The organism is Streptomyces sp. NPDC045022, from assembly GCF_056432605.1.
In genome coordinates this window covers 130,001-153,373 of record NZ_JBWKIR010000006.1, presented here as the reverse complement: position 1 = coordinate 153,373, position 23,373 = coordinate 130,001, and the positions used below count along the sequence as shown (strand labels likewise).

Annotated in this window: 22 protein-coding genes and 4 pseudogenes; 16 read left to right on the top strand and 10 right to left on the bottom strand. The window is 72.7% G+C overall.

Features of this window, described 5'->3' with window-relative positions:
- The first annotated feature begins 62 nt into the window (after positions 1 to 62).
- Positions 63 to 1,043 carry a pirin family protein gene (locus AC07C1_RS13655; protein ID WP_478938854.1) on the top strand — a complete coding sequence of 327 codons (981 nt, stop codon included), beginning with the start codon at positions 63 to 65 and terminating at the stop codon, positions 1,041 to 1,043.
- 130 nt (positions 1,044 to 1,173) lie between these two features.
- Here the strand turns inward: AC07C1_RS13655 and AC07C1_RS13650 are convergent, their stop codons facing one another.
- Entirely contained in the window at positions 1,174 to 1,422 is a 249-nt protein-coding gene (locus AC07C1_RS13650) for a hypothetical protein (RefSeq protein WP_478938853.1), read from the bottom strand.
- Between the two features lie 70 nt (positions 1,423 to 1,492).
- Positions 1,493 to 3,196, bottom strand: a complete 1,704-nt coding sequence (locus AC07C1_RS13645; RefSeq protein WP_478938852.1) for a RecQ family ATP-dependent DNA helicase — start codon at positions 3,194 to 3,196, stop codon at positions 1,493 to 1,495.
- A 340-nt stretch (positions 3,197 to 3,536) separates the two neighbouring features.
- Here AC07C1_RS13645 and AC07C1_RS13640 point away from each other — a divergent pair, with 340 nt between their 5' ends.
- The 4 genes from AC07C1_RS13640 (at position 3,537) to AC07C1_RS13625 (ending at position 7,508) form a co-directional block, all read left to right on the top strand.
- Positions 3,537 to 4,262, top strand: a complete 726-nt coding sequence (locus AC07C1_RS13640; RefSeq protein ID WP_478938851.1) for a GAF and ANTAR domain-containing protein — start codon at positions 3,537 to 3,539, stop codon at positions 4,260 to 4,262.
- A gap of 136 nt (positions 4,263 to 4,398) precedes the next feature.
- Positions 4,399 to 5,634, top strand: coding sequence for a PP2C family protein-serine/threonine phosphatase (locus AC07C1_RS13635; RefSeq protein ID WP_478939024.1), 1,236 nt, complete (start codon positions 4,399 to 4,401; stop codon positions 5,632 to 5,634).
- A 366-nt stretch (positions 5,635 to 6,000) separates the two neighbouring features.
- Entirely contained in the window at positions 6,001 to 6,864 is an 864-nt protein-coding gene (locus AC07C1_RS13630; RefSeq protein ID WP_478938850.1) for an ANTAR domain-containing protein, read from the top strand.
- Positions 6,865 to 7,028: 164 nt separating this feature from the next.
- On the top strand, positions 7,029 to 7,508 hold the full coding sequence (locus AC07C1_RS13625) for an ATP-binding protein (RefSeq protein WP_478938849.1): 480 nt from the start codon (positions 7,029 to 7,031) through the stop codon (positions 7,506 to 7,508).
- Positions 7,509 to 7,562: 54 nt separating this feature from the next.
- On the opposite strand, the pseudogene AC07C1_RS13620 reads toward AC07C1_RS13625, so the two are convergent.
- Positions 7,563 to 7,894: pseudogene (locus AC07C1_RS13620) on the bottom strand (hypothetical protein).
- Positions 7,895 to 8,300: 406 nt separating this feature from the next.
- Here AC07C1_RS13620 and AC07C1_RS13615 point away from each other — a divergent pair.
- A complete protein-coding gene (locus tag AC07C1_RS13615; protein ID WP_478938848.1) occupies positions 8,301 to 9,074 on the top strand; it encodes a polysaccharide deacetylase family protein in 774 nt (257 codons plus the stop codon).
- 177 nt (positions 9,075 to 9,251) lie between these two features.
- Here AC07C1_RS13615 and AC07C1_RS13610 read toward each other — a convergent pair whose 3' ends face one another.
- Positions 9,252 to 9,494, bottom strand: coding sequence for a hypothetical protein (locus AC07C1_RS13610; protein WP_478938847.1), 243 nt, complete (start codon positions 9,492 to 9,494; stop codon positions 9,252 to 9,254).
- Between the two features lie 424 nt (positions 9,495 to 9,918).
- Here AC07C1_RS13610 and AC07C1_RS13605 point away from each other — a divergent pair, with 424 nt between their 5' ends.
- From AC07C1_RS13605 to AC07C1_RS13585, 5 genes are all read left to right on the top strand, one after another.
- Positions 9,919 to 10,362, top strand: coding sequence for an ATP-binding protein (locus AC07C1_RS13605; protein ID WP_478938846.1), 444 nt, complete (start codon positions 9,919 to 9,921; stop codon positions 10,360 to 10,362).
- 114 nt (positions 10,363 to 10,476) lie between these two features.
- Positions 10,477 to 11,250: a CPBP family intramembrane glutamic endopeptidase gene (locus tag AC07C1_RS13600; protein ID WP_478938845.1), complete on the top strand. Its 774-nt coding sequence runs from the start codon at positions 10,477 to 10,479 to the stop codon at positions 11,248 to 11,250.
- 122 nt (positions 11,251 to 11,372) lie between these two features.
- Positions 11,373 to 12,647, top strand: coding sequence for a sensor histidine kinase (locus AC07C1_RS13595; protein WP_478938844.1), 1,275 nt, complete (start codon positions 11,373 to 11,375; stop codon positions 12,645 to 12,647).
- Positions 12,599 to 13,243: a LuxR C-terminal-related transcriptional regulator gene (locus AC07C1_RS13590; RefSeq protein WP_478938843.1), complete on the top strand. Its 645-nt coding sequence runs from the start codon at positions 12,599 to 12,601 to the stop codon at positions 13,241 to 13,243. Before AC07C1_RS13595 ends, AC07C1_RS13590 begins: the two co-directional genes overlap by 49 nt.
- A gap of 62 nt (positions 13,244 to 13,305) precedes the next feature.
- Positions 13,306 to 14,307 carry a phosphotransferase gene (locus AC07C1_RS13585; RefSeq protein ID WP_478938842.1) on the top strand — a complete coding sequence of 334 codons (1,002 nt, stop codon included), beginning with the start codon at positions 13,306 to 13,308 and terminating at the stop codon, positions 14,305 to 14,307.
- Positions 14,308 to 14,543: 236 nt separating this feature from the next.
- Here AC07C1_RS13585 and AC07C1_RS13580 read toward each other — a convergent pair whose 3' ends face one another.
- The 3 genes from AC07C1_RS13580 to AC07C1_RS13570 all read right to left on the bottom strand — a co-directional run bounded on the left by AC07C1_RS13580 (position 14,544) and on the right by AC07C1_RS13570 (position 16,522).
- Positions 14,544 to 15,434, bottom strand: coding sequence for an SDR family oxidoreductase (locus tag AC07C1_RS13580; RefSeq protein WP_478938841.1), 891 nt, complete (start codon positions 15,432 to 15,434; stop codon positions 14,544 to 14,546).
- A gap of 131 nt (positions 15,435 to 15,565) precedes the next feature.
- Complete coding sequence (locus AC07C1_RS13575) at positions 15,566 to 15,748, bottom strand: hypothetical protein (RefSeq protein WP_478938840.1); 183 nt, start codon at positions 15,746 to 15,748, stop codon at positions 15,566 to 15,568.
- A gap of 273 nt (positions 15,749 to 16,021) precedes the next feature.
- Positions 16,022 to 16,522 carry a TetR/AcrR family transcriptional regulator C-terminal domain-containing protein gene (locus AC07C1_RS13570; RefSeq protein WP_478938839.1) on the bottom strand — a complete coding sequence of 167 codons (501 nt, stop codon included), beginning with the start codon at positions 16,520 to 16,522 and terminating at the stop codon, positions 16,022 to 16,024.
- Between AC07C1_RS13570 and AC07C1_RS13565 the strand changes: the two are divergent.
- Both AC07C1_RS13565 and AC07C1_RS13560 read left to right on the top strand, forming a co-directional pair.
- Positions 16,470 to 16,652: pseudogene (locus AC07C1_RS13565) on the top strand (amidohydrolase family protein); the annotation flags it as partial. The gene AC07C1_RS13570 and the pseudogene AC07C1_RS13565 overlap by 53 nt on opposite strands.
- Before the next feature lie 121 nt (positions 16,653 to 16,773).
- The gene (locus tag AC07C1_RS13560) at positions 16,774 to 17,502 is read left to right on the top strand and encodes a hypothetical protein (protein WP_478938838.1); all 729 of its coding nucleotides are present in this window, start codon (positions 16,774 to 16,776) and stop codon (positions 17,500 to 17,502) included.
- Positions 17,503 to 17,552: 50 nt separating this feature from the next.
- Here the strand turns inward: AC07C1_RS13560 and AC07C1_RS13555 are convergent.
- A pseudogene (locus AC07C1_RS13555) lies at positions 17,553 to 17,669 on the bottom strand (response regulator transcription factor); the annotation flags it as partial.
- On the opposite strand from AC07C1_RS13555, the pseudogene AC07C1_RS13550 reads away from it, so the two are divergent.
- Positions 17,662 to 17,819: pseudogene (locus AC07C1_RS13550) on the top strand (heme-binding protein); the annotation flags it as partial. The pseudogenes AC07C1_RS13555 and AC07C1_RS13550 sit on opposite strands and share 8 nt — an antisense overlap.
- A 92-nt stretch (positions 17,820 to 17,911) precedes the next feature.
- Here the strand turns inward: AC07C1_RS13550 and katG are convergent.
- Positions 17,912 to 20,143 carry a catalase/peroxidase HPI gene (katG, locus tag AC07C1_RS13545; protein WP_478938837.1) on the bottom strand — a complete coding sequence of 744 codons (2,232 nt, stop codon included), beginning with the start codon at positions 20,141 to 20,143 and terminating at the stop codon, positions 17,912 to 17,914.
- Between the two features lie 32 nt (positions 20,144 to 20,175).
- Positions 20,176 to 20,613 carry a Fur family transcriptional regulator gene (locus AC07C1_RS13540; protein WP_478938836.1) on the bottom strand — a complete coding sequence of 146 codons (438 nt, stop codon included), beginning with the start codon at positions 20,611 to 20,613 and terminating at the stop codon, positions 20,176 to 20,178.
- 993 nt (positions 20,614 to 21,606) lie between these two features.
- Between AC07C1_RS13540 and AC07C1_RS13535 the strand changes: the two genes are divergently transcribed.
- Together AC07C1_RS13535 and AC07C1_RS13530 are read left to right on the top strand one after the other, a co-directional pair.
- Positions 21,607 to 22,569, top strand: coding sequence for a hypothetical protein (locus tag AC07C1_RS13535; RefSeq protein WP_478938835.1), 963 nt, complete (start codon positions 21,607 to 21,609; stop codon positions 22,567 to 22,569).
- A gap of 84 nt (positions 22,570 to 22,653) precedes the next feature.
- Positions 22,654 to 23,274 (top strand): Ku protein, encoded by a 621-nt coding sequence (locus AC07C1_RS13530; protein WP_478938834.1) that lies wholly within the window; start codon positions 22,654 to 22,656, stop codon positions 23,272 to 23,274.
- Positions 23,275 to 23,373 lie beyond the last annotated feature (99 nt).

Genomic DNA, 23,373 nt, shown 5'->3' with positions numbered 1-23,373 from the left:
CGGGGCTATGATCGCGGCTAGTTGTTGAAAATGAAACTACCACGGATGGGAGGTGGGCTCCGGTGAGCAACACCGAGGCGAGGCCCGCCGAAACGCGGTGCGGCTCCCCCGCCGAGGGACACCTGCCCGGCACGGCCTCGCGGGCCGAGATCCTGACGCCCCGCGACGTGCCGCTCGGCGGCCCCCGCGCGATGACGGTACGGCGCACCCTGCCCCAGCGGGCCCGCAGCCTGATCGGTGCCTGGTGCTTCGCCGACCACTACGGCCCCGACGACGTCGCCCACAGCGGCGGCATGGACGTCGCGCCACACCCGCACACCGGGCTGCAGACGGTGAGCTGGCTGTTCAGCGGGGAGATCGAGCACCGGGACAGCCTGGGCAGCCACGCCCTCGTACGGCCGGGCGAACTGAACCTGATGACCGGCGGGCACGGCATCAGCCACTCCGAGGTCTCCACACCCCGCACCACCGTGCTGCACGGCGTCCAGCTGTGGGTCGCACTCCCCGGTGAACACCTGCACACCGCGCGGGACTTCCAGCATCATGTGCCCGAGCCGGTGCGCGTCGAGGGCGCCGTGCTGCGGGTCTTCCTGGGCTCCCTCGCCGGAGCGGTCTCCCCGGTGCGGACCTTCACGCCGCTGCTCGGCGCCGAGATCGTCCTGGAACCGCGCGCCACCCTCACCCTGCGGGTCGACCCCGGCTTCGAGCACGGCGTCCTCGTCGACCGGGGTGACGTCCGCGCCGCCGGCACCCCGCTGCGGCCGGCCGAGCTGGGCTATGTGCCCGACGGCGGTGACACCCTCGCCCTCGCCAACGAGTCCGACGGCACCGCCCGCCTCGTGCTGCTCGGCGGTCCGCCCTTCGGCGAGGAGATCGTGATGTGGTGGAACTTCATCGGCCGGTCACACGACGAGATCGTGCAGGCGCGCGAGGACTGGATGAAGGGGACCCGTTTCGGCGAGGTGCACGGCTACGAGGGGGACCCGCTCCCCGCGCCGGAGCTGCCGCACGTACCGATGAAGCCGCGAGGAGGGGTACGTTGACCTGGGCGGATCCGGTCTTCTGGGCAGATCCGGTCGCCACGGCACAGTCGATCGCGGACAGCGCCGCGCGTGTTCCCCGGCGGGGCGTCCGACCAGCGGCCGGTGGATTCCCGTGCCGCCGGCCTCGGCGTCAGCGGCCGGTGGATTCCCCGCCGCCCTCGGCGTCCGGTTCCCGCCGGGAGCGTTCCTCGGTCTCGACACCTTCCAGGGGCTTGCCGGCCGTCGTACCGTGCTCCGTCTGGTAGCCCTCTTCGGCACTCGCCGTGCCCGGTACGGATCGCTCCTGCGGCTGGCTCTCCGCACCCGAGTGCGCCCCGGGCTCGTCGGGGCTGCGTGCCCGGTCGTAGCGGTCCCCGCGATGATCCTTCTCGCCGGTCATGTCCGTCGCTCCCCTCGTCGTCGGGGTCTTCGCCGGGTTCCCTGGGGCGGACAGCGGAAACGGCCACGCGTCAGCCGGCGGACCGGTCCTCACCCGGCCTGCGCACCACCGTGAGCAGGTCGTCGCGCCCGGCCACCGCCTCCAGCGCCAGCGTGCGGTAACCGGCCTGGGCGAACAGCACCGTGATGCGGTCCTGGTCCTCGCTCAGCACGGTGCCCTCGCCCCATTGCTCGTGCCGCACTTCCGTTCCGACGGGATAGGCCGCCGCCGCGGGGTGGGCGGGCCGCTCCTCCCGGCCGTTCTCGGCGTGCTCCGCTTCGCACGTGTCGCAGTTCCCGCACGGTGCCGAGTAGTCCTCGCCGAAGTAGCCGAGCAGGAAGTGCCGTCTGCAGCCGGTCGTCTCGGCGTACGCCCGGGCCATCTCGACCCGAGTCCGATCGGTCCGGCGATGCGCCCGCGCGGTCCGCGCGGCCCGCTCGGCAGCCTGGTCGGGAGAGACACCAGGGGCCGGACGGACCTCGCCCTCCTCTCCCGTGGCGACGGCGTCGGCCTCCTCCAGCAGGTTGACCGCGGCGGTGACCCGGTTCCTGGACAGGCCCGTGTCCTGGCGCAGCTCGTCCAGGTCGGCCGGGTCCCCGCCGTGGTCGTGGACGGCGCCGGCCACGTCCGACAGGACGTCATGGCTCGGGGTACGGCCGGCGAAGTAGGTCTGCATCCCCGTGTCCTCGGGCCGGTAGTGCAGTACGGCGAGGGCGGGGCGCCCGTCCCTGCCGCAGCGGCCGATCTCCTGGTAGTAGGCGTCCAGGGAACCCGGCAGCGAGGCGTGCAGGACGAACCGTACGTCCTCCTTGTCGATGCCCATGCCGAACGCCGAGGTCGCCGCGACCACGTCCGCCGCGCCCGAGAGGAAGGCGTCGTGGACCCGGGCGCGTTCGGCGGCCCGCAGTCCGGCGTGGTAGGCCTCGGCAGCCAGTCCCAGGGAGGCCAGCTCCCCGGCGTAGTACTCGCTGTCCTTGCGGGTCGCGGCGTAGACGATGCCCGGCTTGGGCTCGGCGGCGGCCCGCTCGACCACGGCCCGGCGCCGGTCGTCCTCGTCCAGGAAGCGGCGGACCTCCAGCCCGATGTTCGGCCGGTCGAAGCCGGTCACCATCAGCCGCGGCCGACGCATGCCGAGCCGCTCGGCGATCTCCTTGCGCACCGGCGGGGCGGCGGTCGCGGTCAGGGCCAGCAACGGTGGTCCGCCCAGGCGGCGTACCGCCTGGGCCAGGCGCAGGTAGTCGGGGCGGAAGTCGTGGCCCCACGACGACACGCACTGGGCCTCGTCCACCACGAACAGGGCCGGACGCGCCTCCGCCAGCCGCTCCACCACCTCGTCCTTGGCCAGTTGCTCCGGCGCCAGGTACAGCAGGCGCGCCTCACCCCGGCGCACCGCCGCCCAGGCGGCCTCCGTCCGCGCCGCACCGAGGTCGGAGTTGACCGCGACGGCACCGGGGCCGCGTTCGCCGTCCGGCAGTCCCTCGATCTGGTCCCGCTGGAGGGCCAGCAGCGGCGACACGACCACGACCGGTCCGGACAGCAGCAAGGCAGGGACCTGATAGACGGCGGACTTGCCGGACCCGGTCGGCATCACGACGAGGGCGTCCTCGCCGTCCAGCACCCATTGCATGGCGGTGAGCTGCTCGGGCAGCAGAGTGTCCCAGCCGAACACGTCGGCGGCGACCTCGCTCAGGCGCGTGACCCGGTCCTGCTCGGCCCGCGGCCCCTTCCCTCCCATGGCCGGCTCCCTCACTGCTCGATGCGGACGTGTGGGGTGACACACCCGTGGCGCCGCTCTGGGTACCCGCGGGGGCGGACGCATACCGGCCGGGGCCGTCCGGCCCGCAACGAGACGTCAGCTTCCCCCTTGAGCGGCAGCCGGCGGATCCCGATCCGGGAAAGGGGGAGGTTCGCGGGAAAAGCGAGGATAGTGGCAGTGGTAGGGGCCGTCGCTCCTGTCTCCCTCCGGAGCGGCCGGCCGTCTCGCTGGAGGTATCTCTTCGGGCTGGAACCCCGTGGTCCCCGGCGGCACACACGATGCCGATCCGGGCCTCGCGCCCGGAAGGGATGCAGCCACCATGACCGATGCGCCATTTCAACCGGACGTCACCGCCCTGCTGCTGAGCACCGACTCCCTGGAACAGTTCCTCCAGGTTCTCGCGGACAGCGCGCTGAACCTGGCGCCTGTCTTCGACGGTGTGGGGATCACCCTGGAGCGGCAGCAGCGACCGCTGACCGTGGTCAGCGCCGGCACCAGTGCTCCCGTACTGGACGAGGCCCAGTACGGGCAGGACGACGGGCCCTGCCTGCAGGCACTGCGCACGGGTGAGGAAGTCGTCGTGGTGGACATGCTGGAGGAGGAGCGCTGGGGGCCCTACCCGGCGTACGCCGCCGCCTGCGGGACCCGCTCGTCCTACTCCCTGCCGATCGCCGCCCACACCCACACCGCCGGCGCGCTCAACATGTACTCCCCGAAGGTCTCCGCCTTCGCCGACGCCGACTGCACCGGGCTGCGCGCGCTCGCCGCCCAGGCCACCGGAGCCATCGCGCTCGCGCAGCGCATCGCCGACGCGCAGCAGTACGCCGCCGACCTGCAGACGGCGATGGCGTCCCGCAGCATCATCGACCAGGCGATCGGTGTGATCATGGGCCAGCAGCGGTGTCCGGCCGACGAAGCGTTCACCGTGCTGCGCAAGGCGTCCCAACACCGCAACATCAAACTCCGCGACCTGTGCAGGGAGCTGCTCACCAGCGTCAGCGGAAGCCCGCCCCCGGACGGACGCCCCCTGCAGCCTCGGCCCTGAGGGGGCCCCGGTCCGGCGAAACGCCGAGCCACTATGTGTCTCGGCGGTCAGCGGGTACACGTGGCTGAACGGGGGCTACGGGACCGGTGAGGGTAGGAGGTGCCCCTTGACACAGCGGGACACTGCGATGCGGCGCATGCTGACGGGGTTGCTGGCCGAGAGTCATGTGATGCCGTTCGAACGCCTGCCGTCGCGGGTGGCGGAGCACGCCGCGCTGGCCGGCATCTCCGAAGTGCTCATCTACCTGGGGGACCTCCAGCGCGACGCCCTGCGGCTGCTCACCGGCAAGGGACTGGACGCCGCCGAGGGCGCGCCCGAGGGCAGGGCCGTGCTGTCCGTGGAGGGTACGGTCGCCGGACGTGCCTTCCAGTACGGATCCATCGTGCCCGCCGCCGACACCGAGGACGGGGCCTACGGATGGTGGGTGCCGCTCCTGGACGGCACCGAACGTCTCGGCGTGCTGTACATGACCTCCGACGAGGACGGGGAGGACGTCCGCCAGGACATGCTGGCGCTGGCCTCCCTGGTGGCGATGCTGGTGACCGGTAGCCGCGACACCAGTGACTCGTACGCCCGTCTCACCCGCATCCAGCCCATGAACGTCGCCGCGGAGATGCAGTGGACGCTGATGCCGCCCCGCACGTACGCGGACAACCGGGTGATCATCGGGGCCGTCATGGAGCCCGCGTACGAGGTCAGCGGCGACGCCTACGACTACGCGACCGCCGCCGACGTCGTCCATCTGTCGATCTTCGACGCCATGGGACACGACACCTCGGCCGGCCTCACCGCCAACCTCGCCATGGGCGCCTGCCGCAACCACCGCAGGCAGGGAACAGGGCTGGGCGATCTGGGCGACGCCATCGAGCGGGTGCTGCTCGAACAGTTCGGCCCGACCCGCTATGTCACCGGCATCCTCGCCGACCTCGACACCTCCACCGGCGTGCTGACCTGGGTCAACCGCGGCCACCAGCCCCCCGTCGTGATCCGTGACGGACGCTGGACCACGCTTCTGCACTGTCCGCCCGCGCATCCCATGGGCAGCGATCTGCGGCTGCCCACCACCCTGTGCCGCGAGCAGCTCCAGCCCGGTGACCGCCTCGTCCTCTACACCGACGGCATCACCGAGGCCCGTGGCCCCGGCGGTGAGGAATTCGGGCTCACCCGTTTCGTCGACTTCCTGGTCCGCCATCACTTCGACGGCCTCTCCGTCCCCGAGACCCTCCGCCGTCTCATCCGCGCCCATCTGCGCCACTACCAGCTGCGGGACGACGCCACCATCCTGGTGTGCGAGTGGCTCGGCCCCCGAGCCGCTCCGACCACGGGCACCGCGGTTCTGGCAGGGGTGCCCGACCCCGCGGCCACCGACTGACACGGCGCCGGGTGTGAGCGGCAGGGGGCCTTCGTCACAGGCTCCTCAGGACCTGGGGCGAGAGGTCCTTGATCTGTCCACGGCGAGGCTTCTCGCCCGCGGCGCGAGGGTTCAGGTCCGGTGGCTCTCGTCCACGTGCCGGGCCGGGTGGCGGAGTGGGACGCCCCGACGGGCTTGGACTCCGGTGAACCTCGCCGCCTCAGGTGGATGGCGATTCCCCGAGCCTGGGGCCTGCGTGTTTGTGAGCCGGGGAGCTGGTTAGGCTCCGAAGGGGAGTGCTTGGGAAGCAGGCACCTGCGCGCAGAGCCGGTAGGGCTCGGTTGCGCATGTCCGTGATGTCTGCCGTTTTATGTATGGAGCGCTTTCATGAGCCAGTTGCCCTGGTCACCCGAGGAAGAATTCGTCGAGGAGGCGCCTTCCGCTTGTGGCGAGGCCGAGGTTCTGCTCCGGTCACAGGACGAACTCGACGCCCGCAACCGGCTGTTCGGGCACGCCGGAGTCGCCGGCGCTCAGGAGATCCTGGTCAAGCGTTACCGCCTCACCTCCGAACAGGAGGCGTTGAGCCTGCTGAAGACCGCTTCTCAGCGGTACAACGTCAAGCTGCACACACTGGCCGACGCGGTGGTCCGCACGCCCGCTCCCGACCAGGACACGACGCTGTGGTTCCCGGGCCGTGCTCGCCACAGCCCGCCCCGGCTGCCCGGCCTCAGCCTCGACCGCGGCTCACAGGGCAGTCAGGGAGCTGTGATGAAGGCGGTGCTGAACCGGGTGCTGTCCATCACACAGACCCCGATGGGCAACGTGCAACTGGCCGGGAGCGGACGGCTGCATCTGGCCCGGCACACCGGACTGAACAAGTACTTCACCGACTTCTTCGCCTTCGTCGACGCCCCCACCACGTCCTGCTCGCAGGCCGCGGCCGAGCGCCGGCAGGTCACCGTGACCGATGTGGCGACCGCGGCCGTGTTCGACGAAGCCTCCCGCCACGCCATTCTGCAGGCGGGCAGCCGGGCCGCCCACAGCGTTCCCCTGGTCAGCAGGGCGGGCAAGGTGCTGGGCATGGTCTCCTCCCACCATGAACGGCCGCTGCGAGGATTCACCCGAGCGCAGTTGGCGGCACTGGAGCAAACAGGCATGGACGCCGGGCGCTGGCTGTCCTGGCATTGGAGCACGGTCGTCCTGGACGCCCTGGAACACCTGCACGCCACGGCCACCGCCGCACGAATCTGACCTCCGTCGGGCACCGCGGTCTGCCACGCCCCCGGCCCGCCCTCACGCAGTGGTTGCGGTCACTCGCCCCTTTCCGTGGTCGTGGCCGACGATTGCTGCTATTGCTCTGCATTGGGGGTAGGTGGGTGGCCTGGCACGAGACGCTCAGGAAGAGGGCGGTGGGCATGGACGAGTCTGCCCGGAACCGGGATGACCAGCGTGACCTGGACAGGGTCCGCGCGTCGCAGGCATATGAGGGCAGACCGCCCGACATCGCCCGGGCGCGTGATCTGGCCCGCGACTTCATGACGCGCGTCCAGGCGGTGCAGGGTCTGCCGGTGTCGGACCGGGCACTGGCCATGGTGCAGCTCGTGGTCAGTGAGCTGGTGACGAACGCCTGCAAGTACGCGCCCGGGCCGTGCCTGCTTGATCTACAACTGGCCGGGGGCAGCGTCCAGGTCACGGTGTGGGACAGCGCTTCGGTGCTGCCGGTGGCCCGCGCCGCCGATCCCGGCCGGGTGGGCCAGCACGGCCTGGAGATCGTGATGGCCGTGTGCCAGAGCTTCGAGGTACGCCGAGAACCGGTCGGCAAGCGTACGACCGCCTCGGTGATGCTCGCGGACGACCCCGGTGGTGATGTGACCGGACACCAGCCCCTGAAGTGATCATCCGATCGCTCGGCAGCGAACCACCACGCCCGCCGCCCCGTCCTGTCAGCGTCAGGCCTGCCGGCGCGCGCCGTGGAGGTCACGGAGGAGGGCGATCTCGGCTCCGTGGTGCAGCAGTTCCTGGTTGACCCACCACGCGTGGGTGCCGGCGGTGTGGACCGCGCGCAGGGCCGGCATCTCGGTGACATGGCTCAGCCGTCAGGCGATGGTGGTGACCGGCGGCGGCCAGGGGTGCGGGGACGCTGCGGCGTCACGGCCCCATGCGTCGCCGCCGGCCAGGCGTCGCCGCTGTCCATGACCGGGCCGCTCAGTCGGCCGGCGAGGCGCTCGCGCGCGAAGTCGAACTGGGCCGGCAGGGGAAGCAGTCGGGGCGGTGTCGTCATCGGACGCTCCTGAACGGACGGCTGGTCACGGCAGGGTGCGGATGCCGCCGGCGGGCCGGCGTGGCACAACCGGGGCTCCGTCCTCGTCCCCCTTTTCCGGCGATGCCTGTCGACGCCTCAGGCGAGGCTGCCGCCGGTCGTCCGAAGGACGTTCTGGAATGACACGCTGCCGACCCGATCGCCGGTATCCGAAATTCCGTTGACGGTACGGGGCGCCCTTGCCAGGGGTGGTGTGCCGGAGCATCCCGAGGGGCGCGGGGAGACGACCGGCCCCGCCCCCGGAGGGGTCTGTCGCGGAACCGCCGCGGAATTGTCCGTGATCGGTAACAGCGGGATCCCGTGATCCTACCTGGCCGTCCTGACAGGTGCAGGGGAACCGATCGAGACGGCAAGGGGCGGGGCGGACATGGCGCGGCATAGCGGGCGGGGATGGTACGGCCGGGTGGTCGCGGCGGCGGTCGGCGTCACGGCGGTGGCGGCCGCCACCTCGGTGTGGACCGCGCAGGCCGGCCAGCCGGACGGGGGATCGGCCCGCCCGGGCGCCGCGGCGCGGCCCGCCGCGCCGAAACCGGCGTCGGTTTCCGCCGCCATCGCCCATGCCTCCGACCGGGGTGAGCACGCGGTCAACATCACCATCGACGACGGCCCGGACCCGGTGTGGACCCCGCAGGTGCTCCAACTGCTGCGGGACAACGGCGTGAAGGCGACGTTCTGCATGGTCGGCACCCAGGCGCAGGCGCACCCGGATCTGGTCAAGCAGGTGGTGGCGGCCGGACACCGCCTGTGCGACCACACGGTCTCGCACGACACCACCATGGACACCAAGTCCGAGGCCTACCAGTCGCAGCAGATCCTGGACGCCGAACGGCAGATCACCAAGGCGTCCGGTGGCGTGCGCCCGATGTACTACCGGGCCCCGGGCGGCGCCTTCACCCCGTACAGCAGGCAGCTGGCGGCCTCGCACGGGATGCGGCCGCTGGGCTGGAACGTCGACTCCAAGGACTTCGAGCGGCCGGGCACCGCCTCCATCGTCACCACCGTCAAGTCCGAGGTGACCAACGGGCCCACGATCCTCTTCCACGACGCGGGCGGCGACCGCTCCCAGACCGTGACCGCGCTGCGCACCCTGCTGCCCTGGCTGAAGCAGCAGGGGTACTCCTTCGGTTTCCCGGTTCGCTGAACGGACCGTCCCGGCAAGGAGCTTCACCGACCGTCCGGCTCGGGGTCCGGCCCCGTCGGGTCAGCGGGTGCGGCGGTGCCGTCGGGGGGGGCAGGGGCGTGGTCCGCGGTAACGAGGGCGCGCAGCGCGCCGGTGACCCCGGGCAGCGGAGTCGGGGGCGATGACATCGAAGTGCCCTCATCCGGGCAGCTCATGGAGGGTCGCGCCGGTCGTCTCGGCACAGCGGCGGACCATGGCCACCGGCAGCGCCTCGTCCAGGGCGCCGTGGACGACGACCGTACGGCCGACGGGCCCGCCCAGTGCCGCGGGACCGGCGGCGGCCCACCCGATCCGGTACGTCGGTCCGTCCGCCGCCGAGCAGGCCCGCGACCGCGCCTCGCCCGCTGCCCGGTGCGTCGGCTGCCCGGTTCGTCGGCCCACGCCAGGTCGGCCGTGGGGGCGAGGGCCGGCACGCCGAGCGTCGCGGGAGCAGTGGCCGCCAGGCCGGGTGCGTCGCCGGGCAGCCGGTGCCGGACACCGGCCCACAGGGCCGGCCGGCCGCCGGCCGAGTGCCCCGGCGTACACCACGCGCGCCGGGTCGACGCGGTCGGGGACCGATCCGCTGCGGCGACCATGTCCCGCTCTGCCGGCCGGCCCGCCACGCTCGTCGACAACCGCGCACGCCGTCGACCAGCTGCCCCCCCTCGCCTCACGACACTCATACCTCGCTTCGATATCCGGTCCCGGACGTCGCTCCGCACACGAAGAACCCGGTCGCCGGTGAACGGATCCACCGACTCTGCGGCATCGGCGGTGGTTCCTGGGTACCTGAAGACGGTCAGGTCGGATGAGGAAAGGTCGCACAGTGGACGGATCGTCGCTCCGAGCAGTGGGCTGGGCGCGCTCACTGCCGTTGAACAGCGAGGTGAAAGCGGCGCGGGACTGGGCGCGCGAGCACCTCGACTCCCTGGGGTGGACCACCAGCGCCCCCGACATGGTGGACGCGGTCCTGCTGACCGTCTCCGAACTGGTCACCAACGCTCACACCCACGCGCACAGCAACGCGCAGCTGGTACTGGCCTGGGACAACCAGTGCCTGCACATCGCCGTCCACGACGCCTCCAGTGAGCTGCCGACGCCGCGAACGCCCAGCACGGAACGCCTCGGAGGGCGGGGCATGTTCCTCGTCGACGCGCTGGCCGACGAGTGGGAGGCCCGCCCCTGCCCCCGTGGCAAGACCGTCACCGCCTGTTTCCGCCCACCCGAGGAAGCGGTCCCTCGTCAACGGCCCGGCACAGACGCCGAGTAGCGCTTCCTCGACGAACACACCCTGGACACGGGCGGCGGGGGTGGAGCTGGGTACAGGCTGATTCGGCAATCAGGTGCAGTCCGCGCGCACCGCCCGCCCGGCATCGTCGTAGCCATGCGGAAGAGACAGCGGTGGACAGCACTGGCAGGGGTCTATCTGACGATCGCCTTCGTCGCGGCCGGAGCACTGGGAGCCGTACAGCCGGCCACGGGAATACCGGCTGAGGTCGTCCAGCTCACCCAGTTCGGGCCGGCCCTGGGCGTGGCCGCGGCGGCCCTGCTGTGGCCGGCCCGGACAAGGGGGCTGCTCGCCGGGACGGCAGGACGTGCGGTGGGCCGGTGGTGGCCGTTGCTCATGACGCCGCCCCTGGTGATCCTCCTGTCGGCGGGCCCCTACACCCTCCTGACCGGCACCGCCCACATCACCGACCCGCGCACCCTGCACCACCCGTTCCCGCTGATCGCCGTCGCCCAACTCGTCGGCGCGTGCGGCGAGGAGATCGGCTGGCGCTGCTTGCTGCAGCCCCTGCTGCGGACCAGGTTCGGTCCGCTCACCGCGTCGGCGGCGGTCGGGGTGATGTGGGGTCTGTGGCACGTCCAGGTACTGACACGAAGCCCCGTGTACGCGGCCGGCTTCCTGCTGGCCACGATCGCCATGTCCGTCGTACTGGGGCGGGCCCTGGAGGCGGAGACGGGAGGCCGTCGCCTGCTGCTCGCCGGTGGCTTCCACGCCCTGGTCAACCTCGGCATGCTGCTGTTCATGGACGAGGAGACCGGCAGGGCGGTGCCCATGGTCCTGTTCGGGCTGGCGTGCGCGGTGGCAGCGGTGCCGTGGGTGTGGCGGTCCGGGCGGCGGCCGGTTGTTACGATCCCGGCGACTGCGGGGTGAGTGGGACGGGTGTACGGGGCGGGGTCGTGCCGCGGCTGGGCCGGCAGTGACGGGGCAGCGCTCGGCCAGGGCCGGTTGCCATGACCGGCCGGAGGCGGGTCGCGATGACGGCAGGGGCGGATGTGGCTGAGCGGTTCCGGCGCGGTGACTGGGTCGCGCTCGGTCGGTGCCAGGTCATCTGGCTGACCGGTTTCCTGGCGTCCGGTGCCGGGTTGTTGGTGGGCGGGGCTCTGGCGCTGCTGCCGCTGGGGCCCGGTCTGCGGCTGCTGCCTCCGGCCGCCTCGGTCCTGCGCCGCGTGTCCGACCACTACCGCGCCCGCGCGACCCTGCACAGCGGCCGTCCCCTGAGCCCGCCCGGCCCCCTCCCCCACGGCACCACGGCCCGCCGGCGCAGCGCCGCGATCCTGGGAGACGACGGTTTCTGGCACGACCTGCGCTGGGCCTGGCTGGAGCCCTGCACGGGCGGGCTGTTGGCGGCGGTGCCGCTCGCGCTGGTCGAGTACGGGGCGTTCGGCGTGCTGGTCCAGCCGTTCGTGTGGCGCCGGCTGGGCGAGGGCAACTGGTACGCCTTCGTTCCCGTCACCTCCGTGCCCACGATGGTCGCCGCCCTGTTGCTGGGTCTGGCCTTCATGGCGGCGGGCCTGCGCCTGGCACCGGTCGCGGCCCTCCTGCACGCCCGCCTCATCCGCCGTCTGCTGTCCGCACCGCGTTCCACCGAACTGGCCCGGCGGGTGGCCCGGCTGGCCCACACCCGGGCCACGGCCCTGGACGCGCACGCGGCCGAACTCACCCGTATCGAACGGGATCTGCACGACGGCGCCCAGGCACGGCTGGTGGCCCTGGGGCTCACCCTGGACCGGGCGACGCGCCTGCTCGACACGGACCCTGACGGCGCTCGCACCCTCCTGCGTGACGTCCGCGCCACCTCCGAACGTGCCCTCGAGGACCTGCGCGACCTCGTGCACGGTATGCATCCCCCGGTCCTGGCCGACCGGGGCCTGGCCGACGCCGTCCGCTCCCTGGCCCTGGACAGCCACCTGGACGTCGAGGTGGACGTACGCCTGCCACCGGCCCGTCTCCCCGCTCCCGTCGAGTCGGCGGCCTACTTCGCGGTCTGCGAGCTGCTCGCCAACGCGGCCAAACACGCGGGCGCGACCCGGGTGGACATCTCACTCACGCACGATGGCGAGGTCCTGCTCATCGGCCTCACCGACGACGGCCACGGCGGCGCGGACCCGGCCGCCGGGACCGGACTGCTCGGCGTCCGGCGCCGGTTGGATACCTTCGACGGGACACTCGCCCTGCGCAGTCCGCCGGGCGGACCGACCATCGTGACCCTGGAGATTCCGTGCGTGTCGTCCTCGCCGAAGACCTCTTCCTCCTCCGCGACGGCCTGACCCGCACCCTGCGCGAACACGGCTGCGAGGTGGTCGCATCGGTCGACAACGGCCCCGCGCTGGCACGGGCGCTGGCTGTGACGGACCTCGACGTGGCGGTCATCGACGTCCGCCTGCCACCGACCCACACCGACGAGGGTCTGAAGGCGGCGCTCGCCGCCCGCCGCGTGCATCCCGGCCTGCCCGTCCTGATCCTCTCCCAGTACGTCGACCAGCTCTACGCCCACGAGTTGCTGGCCTCCGGCGAGGGCGCCGTCGGCTACCTGCTCAAGGACCGGGTCACCCACACCGGCCAGTTCCTCGACGCCCTGCGCACGGTCGCTGCCGGCGGCACGGTGATGGACCCCCAGGTCATCGCCAAGCTCCTGACCCGCAGCGAGAAGCGTGGCCGCGTCGACTCCCTGACGGTGCGCGAGCACGAAGTCCTCGCCCTGATGGCCGAGGGCCGCTCCAACACGGCGATCGCCCAAGGCCTGCACATCAGCGAGAGCGCGGTGGCGAAACACATCGCGTCGATCTTCGGAAAGCTGGGGATAGCGCAGTCGCCCGAGGCCAATCGGCGAGTGCTGGCGGTACTGGCTTTTTTGAAGGGCTGAGACGCCAGGACGTCTGGCGAAATTCGATGGCATCCGATCTGCGGCGATGCTGGGATGGCACGATGCGGCAGGAACGTTCGGCGATCGTGGACCGGGGTCAGTACCAGGACGCGGTGACTCCGTGGGAGCTGGAGTCCTGGCGTGCCTCAGCCCTCGGCTGGGTGGCGGACCGGCTCACCGCGCACGGCCTGCACGCGACAGGCGACCTCGAGGTCCGGCTGCGCCCGTGGTCCGTGCTGGTACGGGTACCCGTGGCGGGACCGGACGCGGTCTGGTTCAAGGCGAATCCGCCGGCCAGCGCGTTCGAGGGCCCGCTGACCGCGGCGCTGGCCCGCTGGGTGCCCGGGCATGTGCTGAAGCCGCTGGCCGTCGACGCCGGGCGCGGCTGGACGCTGCTGCCCGACGGGGGCGCGCTGTTCCGCGACGTGCTCGCCCGGGGGCCGGTCCAGCCGACGACCTGGGAGGACCTGCTCCGCCAGTACGCGGGCACGCAGCACGCCCTGGTTCCGCACGCGCGCGAGATCGAGCGGCTGGGCGTTCCCTCCGCCCGGACCCTCGATCTGCCCGAGGTGTTCGACAGACTGCTCGCCGGGAACACCGCGCTGCGTCCGGACGAGCGCGCCCGGCTCGGCAGTCTCCGGCCCCGCGTCGCGGACTGGTGCGCGGAACTCGCCGCCGTCGGTGTCGAGGACACCCTCGACCACGCCGACCTGCACGACGGCCAGCTGTTCCATCCGGCACCGGGCCGGTTCACGTTCTTCGACTGGGGCGACGCCACCGTCTCCCACCCGTTCTGCAGCCTTCGGGTCCCCGCCGAGCGGGCGTGCGACCGGTACGGGCCGCGGGTGCTGGCCCGGCTGCTCGACGCCTACCTGGAGCCCTGGACGGGCGTGGGCCGTACGGCGGCGGACCTGCGTCGCGCGGCGAGTCTCGCCTGGCGCCTGAGCGCGCTGGGCCGTGCCGCCTCCTGGGGCCGTATGTTCCCCGGCACCTCCGGCCCGGAGCCGGGAGCCGAGCAGGGCGCCCAGTGGCTGCTCGAACTTCTCAACGATCCACCCTTCTGACAGATGTGGACGAACCGGCCGGCCGCGGGGGCCGGTCCGGCCGGGGAGGCCGGCTGGAGTGGAAGCGGCCCGCCATCGGCTGACGGCCGCGTCCCCACGGCGCCGCATGTCCCCGCCGGGCTTGCCCCGCTCGCCGGGCCGTCCGCGCCCGCGGTCCATGCCAGGTCGGCGCCCGGCCGGATCACCGGACGCGGTGGCCGGATGCACGGACCGGGTGGGCGCGAGCGGGGCCTACGTCAGGGCAGCGGGGTGCCGCCGGTGGCGTTGAGGATCTCCGCGGTGATGTAACTCGCCTCGGGCGAGGCCAGATAGACGTAGGCCGGGGCCAGTTCGGCGGGCTGGGCCGGGCGGCCCAGCGGAGCCTGCTTCCCGAACTCCTTCGTGTCCGGCATGGTCGCGGGGATGAGCGGCGTCCACACCGGCCCGGGCGCCACCGCGTTGACCCGCACTCCACGCTCGGCGACCATCTGTGCCAGCCCCTGCGTGAAGGTGACGATCGCGCCCTTGGTCATCGCGTAGTCCAGCAGGTGCGGGCTGGGCTGGTACGCCTGCACGGACGTGGAGTTGATGACACAGCCGCCGGACGGGATGTGCGGCAGGGCGAACTTGGTCAGCCAGAACATGCCGTACAGGTTCGTCCGCATCACCCGGTCGAACTGCTCGGTGCTGATCGCCTCGATGCCGTCCGGCTGGGACATCTGGTAGGCGGCGTTGTTCACGAGGACGTCGATGCGGCCGAACTCGGACACCGCCCGCTCGATCAGCGAACGGCAGTTGTCCTCGTCGCGGATGTCGCAGGACACGGCGACCGCCTTGCGGCCCGCGTCCTCGACCAGACGTGACGTCTCGCGGGCCTCGTCCACCTCCTCGGCGAGATGGGTGAAGAGCACATCGGCACCCTCGCGGGCGAAGGCGAGCGCCACCGCCCGTCCGATGCCGGAGTCCCCTCCCGTGATCACGGTCTTGCGGCCGTCCAGCCGGCCGGCGCCGCGGTAGGACTCCTCGCCGTGGTCGGGCGGTGGGTCCATCGGGCCGGTCCAGCCCGGATGCGGCTGGTCCTGGGAGGGGAAGTCAGGGCGGGCGTGCTGTGTGACCGGGTTCGGCCGGTCACCGTGCTGGTCCGTCACGGCGGCCTCCTGCGTCTCGGGCGGACAGGACAGCCGAACGGGTTCCCGGATCGGGCCCGCCGAAAGCCACCGAGCTGCGAGGACGCTCCGCGGCGGGCGTCCCGGACGGCGTGAGCCCCCGCCGGTGCGCGTCAGGCCGTCGGCGCGTCGGGGCCCGTGGCGCGCATCCGGTCCCGGCGGGCGCTGTTGTAGATCCGCAGGAGGTGCTTCGCCACGGCACAGAGCGCGGCATCGGCATGGCACTGGCGGCACGTCCGCATGTGCTGCTCGTACGTGAGGCGCGCGTTTTCCAACGCGTCGTTGACAGAAGACATGGACTTCTCCGGGCAGGGCCGTCCTGGGACGGCGCCGAGTTGACTGACTGGTACACCCAGAGACAAGGTGATCATGTTACTGGCGGTACTGGGAAACTCGTACTGACGCCGTCGGTCTCGTCACCGCTGTGCGGTCGTACTGGCTCCGTCCAGTGCCTCCCGGCTGATGTCCGCGTGACCCGCGTGCTGGGCCAGGTGCTTGACGATCCCGCCCAGCGTCAGCTCGCTCACCGTGGTACGCCGCGCCCCCCGAGCGTGAACGTGCCGGCGGGATCACCGGGGCCGGTCGTCACGCAGGGACCGCGCGTGGTTCATGAACGCGGTCAGGCCCACCTCGAAAGCACGGTCGGCCCGCCCGGCGGCCACCGCGGCGAGTGCCTCCGCGAGGTGGGGGGTCGGGATGCTGTCCGTCAGCTCCCACATGGTCTCCGGTGCGGCGAGGTCGAGGGCCGAGCCGAGCACCAGGTTCTCCAGGGCGATGACCAACGGCATGATCCCGGCGCGGTCGAACCCGGCCGCGAGCAGGAGGGCGACCGCCCGTTCGTACTGCTCCAGGACCCGGGGCGCTCGTACGGGTGACGTCATCAGCAGCGGAATGGCCCGGGGGTGCGCGGCGAACGCGGCGCGGTAGGAGCGGGCCCAGGCCTCGACGGCCGCGTCCCACGGGGTCAGATCGAGGGTGGCCGGGGCGATCGCGGAGCAGACGCGCTCGCGCAGCAGCTGCACCAGCCACGCGGCCGCGGCCGCCGGTGAGTCGGCCGTCGCCGGCCGCATCGCGCCGGGCTTCCGCGCGGACCTCACCGCGCTGTCCGTGGACCCGGTGCATGCTCCCGGCGACCAACTGGCGGACGCGCCCGCCGTGTTGACGGTGACCGGCGGCCGCGTGGCGCACCGGGCCACCTGACCCGCCTGTCCGCGGGCCGTGCGCGCCCCGGGCCGCGGACGGCATCGCCGGGCCGGTGACCGGCGCGGGACGCCGAAGCCCGCACCGGGGCGCGGCCGGTGGGGCAAGGCACACTGGACGGGTGAACGACCATCGCCCGATCCAGCGGGATCCCGCTCCGGAGTGGTACGGACGCCTGCGCGTCCGGACCACCGACCTGTCCCCCGCCCACTGGCTCACCGAACGGCACCCCGGCTACGGCGACTTCGGCACAGTGGCGGGCGTCGCGGCGCCGGGCTTCGCCGCGTACGCGCGGATCCTGCACCCGGCCACCCTGGACGAGCGGCCGGTGCGCTGGTCGACGGTGGCCGCGGCACACGGGACCCGGGTGGCACCGGGCACGCGGTGGCACGAGGTCATCGGCATGCCCCTCGACTATCACAACACCTCCGGGTACGGCCTGCCCGGCGTCTGGGACGAACACCCGTGGGAAGGCCCGACACCGCCGGCCGTCGCCGAGGCGCTCATTCCCGTGCTGGCCCGGCACACCCGCACCCCGGAGCGCTGCTGGTTCGGGCTGTGGCACGGGTACGGGCGCTGGGACTTCGACGGCTTCCCGGTCTTCGAGACGCCCGGCCGGGACGAGGTGCTGCTCGCCGGCACCCTGGCCGACGCGGTCTCCCCGGTGCGCCTGGACGAGTTCGCCGAGCTGCCCGACCTGTGGTGGCCCGAGGACCGCGCCTGGTGCCTGGGCGGCGACGTGGACCTGGTCAGTAGCTACGTCGGCGGGTCCCCGGCACTGATCGCGGACCTGCTGGCCGCCCCGGACCTGGAGGCGCACCCCGTGGCCCCGGGCGACCCGGTCGGCTGAGTCCGTCGGTCGGCGGCAAGAAACCTGAATCACGCAGGCGGCGTGCGCTGTCAGGGCAGCAGCCGCTGTTCCTTCGCCACGGCGACGGCGCCCGCGCGGTTGTCCACGCCGAGTTTGTCGTAGAGGCGGCGCAGGTGGGTCTTGACCGTGGCCTCACTGATGAAGCTGAAGGACATCCCGGGCACGCTGTTCCTCGCGTGCGGCAGGCGGTGACCGCCAAGGGCGCCCCGGTCGCGGGCATCGGCGTCGCGGGCGCCCCGTCGGGTGACCTGGACGAGAAGTACGCGCAGGCGGGAGCCGCGGCGCTCGGCCGCTGACCCGGCCACCCCCGCGCCGTCCGAGGTGGCCAGGACAGCGGAACGTCCGGGCCTGCCCCGCGGGGCGGACCCGGACGTCCTGTTCAGGTGACTCAGACCAGGTCGAACCGGTCCAGGTTCATGACCTTGTCCCACGCGGCGACGAAGTCCTTGACGAACTTCTCCTTGGCGTCGTCGCTCGCGTACACCTCGGCGAGCGCGCGCAGCTCGGAGTTGGAGCCGAAGACGAGGTCGGCACGGCTGCCGGCCCACTGCAGCTCACCGGTGGCGGCGTCACGGCCCTCGAACGTGGTCTGGTCCTCGGAGGTCGCCTTCCACGTCGTGCCCAGGTCGAGCAGGTTGACGAAGAAGTCGTTGGTGAGGACGCCGGGCGTCTTGGTGAGGACACCGAGCTGCGAGCCCTGGTGGTTGGCGCCCAGGACGCGCAGGCCGCCGACGAGGACGGTCAGCTCGGGAGCGCTCAGGGTGAGCAGGTTCGCCTTGTCGAGCAACAGGAACTCGGCCGGCAGGCGGTTGCCCTTGCCCAGGTAGTTGCGGAAGCCGTCCGCGGTCGGCTCCAGGGCCTCGAAGGACTCGACGTCGGTGTGCTCCTCGGTCGCGTCGACCCGGCCCGGGGTGAAGGGGACCTCGACCTGGAACCCGGCCTCCTTGGCGGCCTTCTCCACGGCCGCGACACCGCCGAGGACGATGAGGTCGGCCAGGGAGACCTTCTTGGCGCCGGAGGAGGCGTTGAACTCCTGCTGGACGCCCTCGAGGGTGCGCAGCACCTGGGCCAGCTGGTCGGGGTCGTTGGCCTCCCAGCCACGCTGCGGCTGAAGGCGGATACGGGCGCCGTTGGCGCCGCCGCGCTTGTCGCTGCCGCGGAACGTGGAGGCGGACGCCCATGCGGTGGTGACCAGCTGGGACACGGTCAGGTCCGAGTCGAGCAGCTTGGCCTTCAGGCTCGCGATGTCGGCGTCGTCGATCAGCTCGCCCTCGCGCTCCGGCAGCGGGTCCTGCCACAGCAGGGTCTCCTCCGGGACCTCCGGGCCGAGGTAGAGCGACTTCGGGCCCATGTCGCGGTGGGTGAGCTTGTACCAGGCGCGGGCGAAGGCGTCCGCGAACTCCTGCGGGTTCTCGTGGAACCGGCGGGAGATCGGCTCGTAGACCGGGTCGAAGCGCAGCGCCAGATCGGTGGTGAGCATGTTCGGCGCGATCTTCTTCGAGGAGTCGTGGGCGTGCGGGACCGTGCCCTCGCCCGCGCCGTCCTTCGGCCGCCACTGCTTGGCGCCGGCCGGGGACTCGGTCAGCTCCCACTCGTAGCCGAAGAGGTTGTCGAAGAAGCCGTTGCTCCACCGGGTCGGCGTGGCGGTCCAGGTGACCTCGAGGCCGGAGGTGATGGTGTCGGCGCCCTTGCCGGTGCCGAAGGTGTTGTTCCAGCCGAGGCCCTGCTCCTCCATCGAGGCGGCCTCGGGGTCGGCGCCGACGTGGTCGGCCGGGCCCGCGCCGTGGGTCTTGCCGAACGTGTGGCCGCCGGCGATCAGGGCGACGGTCTCCTCGTCGTTCATCGCCATCCGGCGGAACGTCTCACGGATGTCGCGGGCCGCGGCGAGCGGGTCCGGGTTGCCGTTCGGGCCCTCGGGGTTGACGTAGATGAGGCCCATCTGGACGGCGCCGAGCGGGTTCTCCAGCTCGCGGTCGCCGGTGTAGCGCTTGTCGTCGAGCCAGGTGGTCTCGGGACCCCAGTAGACGTCCTCCTCCGGCTCCCACACGTCCGCACGGCCGCCGGCGAAGCCGAAGGTCTCGAAGCCCATGGACTCCAGGGCCACGTTGCCCGCGAGGACCAGCAGGTCGGCCCAGGAGAGCCGCTGGCCGTACTTCTTCTTGACCGGCCACAGCAGTCGGCGGGCCTTGTCCAGGTTGGCGTTGTCCGGCCAGCTGTTGAGCGGGGCGAAGCGCTGCTGGCCGGCGCCGGCGCCGCCGCGGCCGTCGCTGATGCGGTAGGTGCCCGCGCTGTGCCAGGCCATACGGACGATGAACGGGCCGTAGTGCCCGAAGTCGGCCGGCCACCAGTCCTGGGAGGTGGTGAGCACCTCCTCGATGTCCCGTTTCACGGCCGGAAGGTCCAGGCTCCTGAACGCCTCGGCGTAGTCGAAGTCCTCACCGAGCGGGTTGGCCACGGCCGGGTTCTTGGCAAGGATCTTCAGGTTGAGCCGCTCCGGCCACCACTGACGGTTGCCACCGCCCTGGGTCGGGTGCAGGGCGCGGTCGTGTACGACGGGGCAACCGCCGCTGCCCCCCTCCGACTTCGAGTCTGTGACGATCGCGTCGTGGTTCTCAGTCATGGAAATCCTTCCGAACGGGACGGAACTCGGTCTCAGGAACTGCGGCCGGGGGAACAGTCGGGGCAGGTGCCCCAGTAGACGACCTCGGCCTCGTCGATGGAGAAGCCACGGTCGTCGGAGGCGGTCAGGCAGGGCGCGTCGCCGACCGCGCAGTCGACGTCGGCGACGGCACCGCACGACCGGCACACGAGGTGGTGGTGGTTGTCGCCCACACGTCCTTCGAACCGGGCCGGATGGCCGGCCGGCTCGATGCGGCGCACGAGTCCCGCCGCGGTAAGGGCGTGGAGGGCCTCGTAGACGGCTTGCAGGGAGATGTGGCCTACGCGGTCGCGGACCCCGGAGGCGATCGCCTCGACGCCGAGGTGGTCGCCGTCCCGGACGGTCTCCAGCAGCGCGACGCGGGCTGCCGTCACGCGCAGGCCGGCACCGCGGAGCTGCTCGGCGGTGGTCGGGGTCGGGGAGGCGGTCATGGAGGCAACCTACCCTCATAAACACGAACGGTTCAAGAAAACGAGCAATACAAATTTCATGCCCGCGCCGTCGCCCGATGTTTGCCCCCGCGTGACTTCGCCCTCGACGGCGGGCGGAGGCGGGCCGGCGGTCCGACGCAGGCATGCACGCATGATGCGGCCGAGGATCACCCATCACCGCACGCCAAGCCGGGACCTCCCCCGAACGGGCGAGCCCGGGGCCTCGCGGTCTCGCCCCTCGGGGGCGGGGCTTCGGGGCGTCGGGACTTCGGGGTCTCAGTGCTTCGGGGACGGGGCCTCGGATGGAGGGCCTCGGGCGGGGGGGCTTCGGGGCCGCGGGGCCTCTAGGCGGCTGGGACCTCCGGAACGGAGCTTCGGGCCTGGGCTTCGGGGGCGGGGCCTCGGGGAGGCGCTTGCCCTCCGCTTCCCCCAGCGCGCCTGGCGGCGGGGGGGTGGGGGGCTTCGGGGCCGCCGGGCCTCCAGGCAGCCGACCCTCGGGGTGTCGGGGTCTCGGGGTCTCGGGGTCTCGGGAGTAGGGCTCCCGGGTCTCGGGGACAGGACTCCCGGGCCTCCGGGCTTCGGGGACGGGGTTTCCGGGCTCCGGGCCTCGGGGGCGGGGTTTCCGGGGCCCGGGATCCCGGGGGCGGGGCTTCCGGGGCCCGGGATCCCGGGGGCGGGGCTTCCGGGGCCCGGGATCCCGGGGGCGGGGCTTCCGGGCCCCCGGGCCTCGGGTCGCCCGGCTCCGAGATGCCGAAGCCCCGCCCCCGAGGTCGCCAACCCGCCGAGCCCCGGCACTCCCCCGCCGTTCGCCGACGTCTGCGGTCCGGGGCCGGCCGTCTACGGCACGAAAACCGAAGGTGGGGGTCGGGTGCCGGACGTCGCACTCACGTCGGCCGGGCGACCACTCGAATGAACCACCAGGCAAGGAATATAAGCCTTATAAGATGTGAAACCCGGACATCATCACCGGGGTGGCAGTCGAGAGGGACGCTGGTGGACCTGGACGCCGTCGCCGACGAGCTGTACGCGCTGCGGCCCGAGGAATTCGTCGCCGCCCGTGACCGGCGCGCCCTGGACGCCCGCCGGTCCGGCGATCAGGCTCTGGCCAAGGAGATCGGCGCCCTGCGGCGGCCGAGCCTGGCCGCCTGGGTCAGCAACCTCCTGGTGCGCCGGCAGCCGGAGGAGGTCCAGCCGCTGGTCGCCCTCGGTGAGGAGCTGCGCCGCGCCCACCGCGAACTGGACGGTCCGCAGCTGCGCCGGCTCGCCCGCCGGCAGACGGAGGTGATCGGCGCGCTCGGCCGGCAGGCCCGGCGGCTGGCCGCGCAGGCCGGGCACCCGGTCGGCGAGGGCGTCCAGCGTGAGGTCGAGGAGACCTTGCACGCCGTACTCGCCGACCCTGAGGCCGCACGGGAGTGGGCGGCGGGCCGGCTGGCGAAACCGCTCCAATCCACGATCGGGTTTCCGACGGCCGACGGGGCCGTACTCGAACGCCGGCCCGCCGTATCCGCGGCCAAGCCGAAGGAGCGTGCCCGGGACGAGGAGCCCGGGGGCCGCGCGGACCGCGCCCAGGACGAGGAGCGCCGCCGCCTGGCCGAGGCCCGCAGGCAGGCCCGGGACGCCGAGCGGGAGCTGCGCATCCGGGAGAAGGAGGCCGAGGCCGCCGAGGGGGAGCTGCGCATCCGGGAGAAGGAGGCCGAGGCCGCCGAGGGGGAGGTGGAGGAGGCCGGCGCCCGGGTGGCCGAGCTGGAGGAGCGGGTGCGTGGACTGCGCGCGGAGCTGCGGCGCGCCGAGGACGAGCAGCGGCAGGCCCGCACCGGTGAGCAGGCCGCGCGGGAACGGGCACGGCAGGCGGACCGGGTCGTGCGCGAGGCCCGGCGCCGGGCGGGCGCGGCCGCCGCACAGCTGGAACGACTGGCCCCCGGCCAGGGCCTGCCAGGCCCCGCGAGCCCGGCATGATCCAAACGAGAGGCCCCATAGCCCCCGAGGCCGGACCGGCCGGACGACCGGCCGAGCAGGCACCTCCACGGAAAGCGAGGAGCCATGGCGCGACCCATCTGGACCGGCGTCCTGACCTTCGGGTTGGTCACGCTGCCCGTGGGCCTGTACACCGCGACCGCGGACCACACCGTGCACTTCCACCAGCTCCAGCCCGGCACCTCGGACCGCGTCCGCAACAAGCGGGTCAACGAACGCACGGGCAAGGACGTCGACACCGGCCGGATCGTCAAGGGGTACGAACTGGGTGACGGCGAGTACGTGGTCGTGGAACAGGGCGAGGAGGTCGTCGGCGAAGCGGAGCCCCGGAGGCGACCAACGTCATCGACCTCATGGAGGCGCTCAGCCGGAGCGTCGAGGAGAGCCGGTCCCGGGGCCGTGCGGGCGGCGGCGCCGGGCGCGGGCCGCGTGCCGCCGGTGGACGGCGCGCGGCGGCCGGAAGGAGACCGCCGGCAGGAAGCAGACCGGCAGCGAAAAGGCGGCCACCGGCGGAAGGCGGCCACCCACGGGAAGGAGACGGCCCGCGGAAAGGCGACCGACGACCTGGCGTCGCTGTCGAAGGCGGAGTTTTACGAGCGGGTGAGCGCGGCGGGCGTTCCGGGCCGGTCGAAGATGACCCGGGAGCAGCTCGCCGAGGCCCTCGGCCGGCGTGGGGCCGCGGCCTGACCGGCGGCGTGCAGTGCGAGGCCGCCCTCGTCACGGGCGGGGCGGGGGCGGGCTGATCCACGCCGTGGAGGCGGTCGCTCTTACGGGTGCACCGGATCC

Coding starts and splice junctions, on each gene's coding strand:
- AC07C1_RS13615 (WP_478938848.1), top strand. CDS start 8,301: ATGGCGCGGCATAGCGGGCGGGGATGGTACGGCCGGGTGGTCGCGGCG.
- AC07C1_RS13600 (WP_478938845.1), top strand. CDS start 10,477: ATGCGGAAGAGACAGCGGTGGACAGCACTGGCAGGGGTCTATCTGACG.
- AC07C1_RS13570 (WP_478938839.1), bottom strand. CDS start 16,522: ATGCGGCCGGCGACGGCCGACTCACCGGCGGCCGCGGCCGCGTGGCTG.
- AC07C1_RS13625 (WP_478938849.1), top strand. CDS start 7,029: ATGGACGAGTCTGCCCGGAACCGGGATGACCAGCGTGACCTGGACAGG.
- AC07C1_RS13575 (WP_478938840.1), bottom strand. CDS start 15,748: ATGTCTTCTGTCAACGACGCGTTGGAAAACGCGCGCCTCACGTACGAG.
- AC07C1_RS13635 (WP_478939024.1), top strand. CDS start 4,399: ATGCTGACGGGGTTGCTGGCCGAGAGTCATGTGATGCCGTTCGAACGC.
- AC07C1_RS13540 (WP_478938836.1), bottom strand. CDS start 20,613: ATGACCGCCTCCCCGACCCCGACCACCGCCGAGCAGCTCCGCGGTGCC.
- katG (WP_478938837.1), bottom strand. CDS start 20,143: ATGACTGAGAACCACGACGCGATCGTCACAGACTCGAAGTCGGAGGGG.
- AC07C1_RS13530 (WP_478938834.1), top strand. CDS start 22,654: ATGGCGCGACCCATCTGGACCGGCGTCCTGACCTTCGGGTTGGTCACG.
- AC07C1_RS13645 (WP_478938852.1), bottom strand. CDS start 3,196: ATGGGAGGGAAGGGGCCGCGGGCCGAGCAGGACCGGGTCACGCGCCTG.
- AC07C1_RS13640 (WP_478938851.1), top strand. CDS start 3,537: ATGACCGATGCGCCATTTCAACCGGACGTCACCGCCCTGCTGCTGAGC.
- AC07C1_RS13650 (WP_478938853.1), bottom strand. CDS start 1,422: ATGACCGGCGAGAAGGATCATCGCGGGGACCGCTACGACCGGGCACGC.
- AC07C1_RS13630 (WP_478938850.1), top strand. CDS start 6,001: ATGAGCCAGTTGCCCTGGTCACCCGAGGAAGAATTCGTCGAGGAGGCG.
- AC07C1_RS13585 (WP_478938842.1), top strand. CDS start 13,306: ATGCGGCAGGAACGTTCGGCGATCGTGGACCGGGGTCAGTACCAGGAC.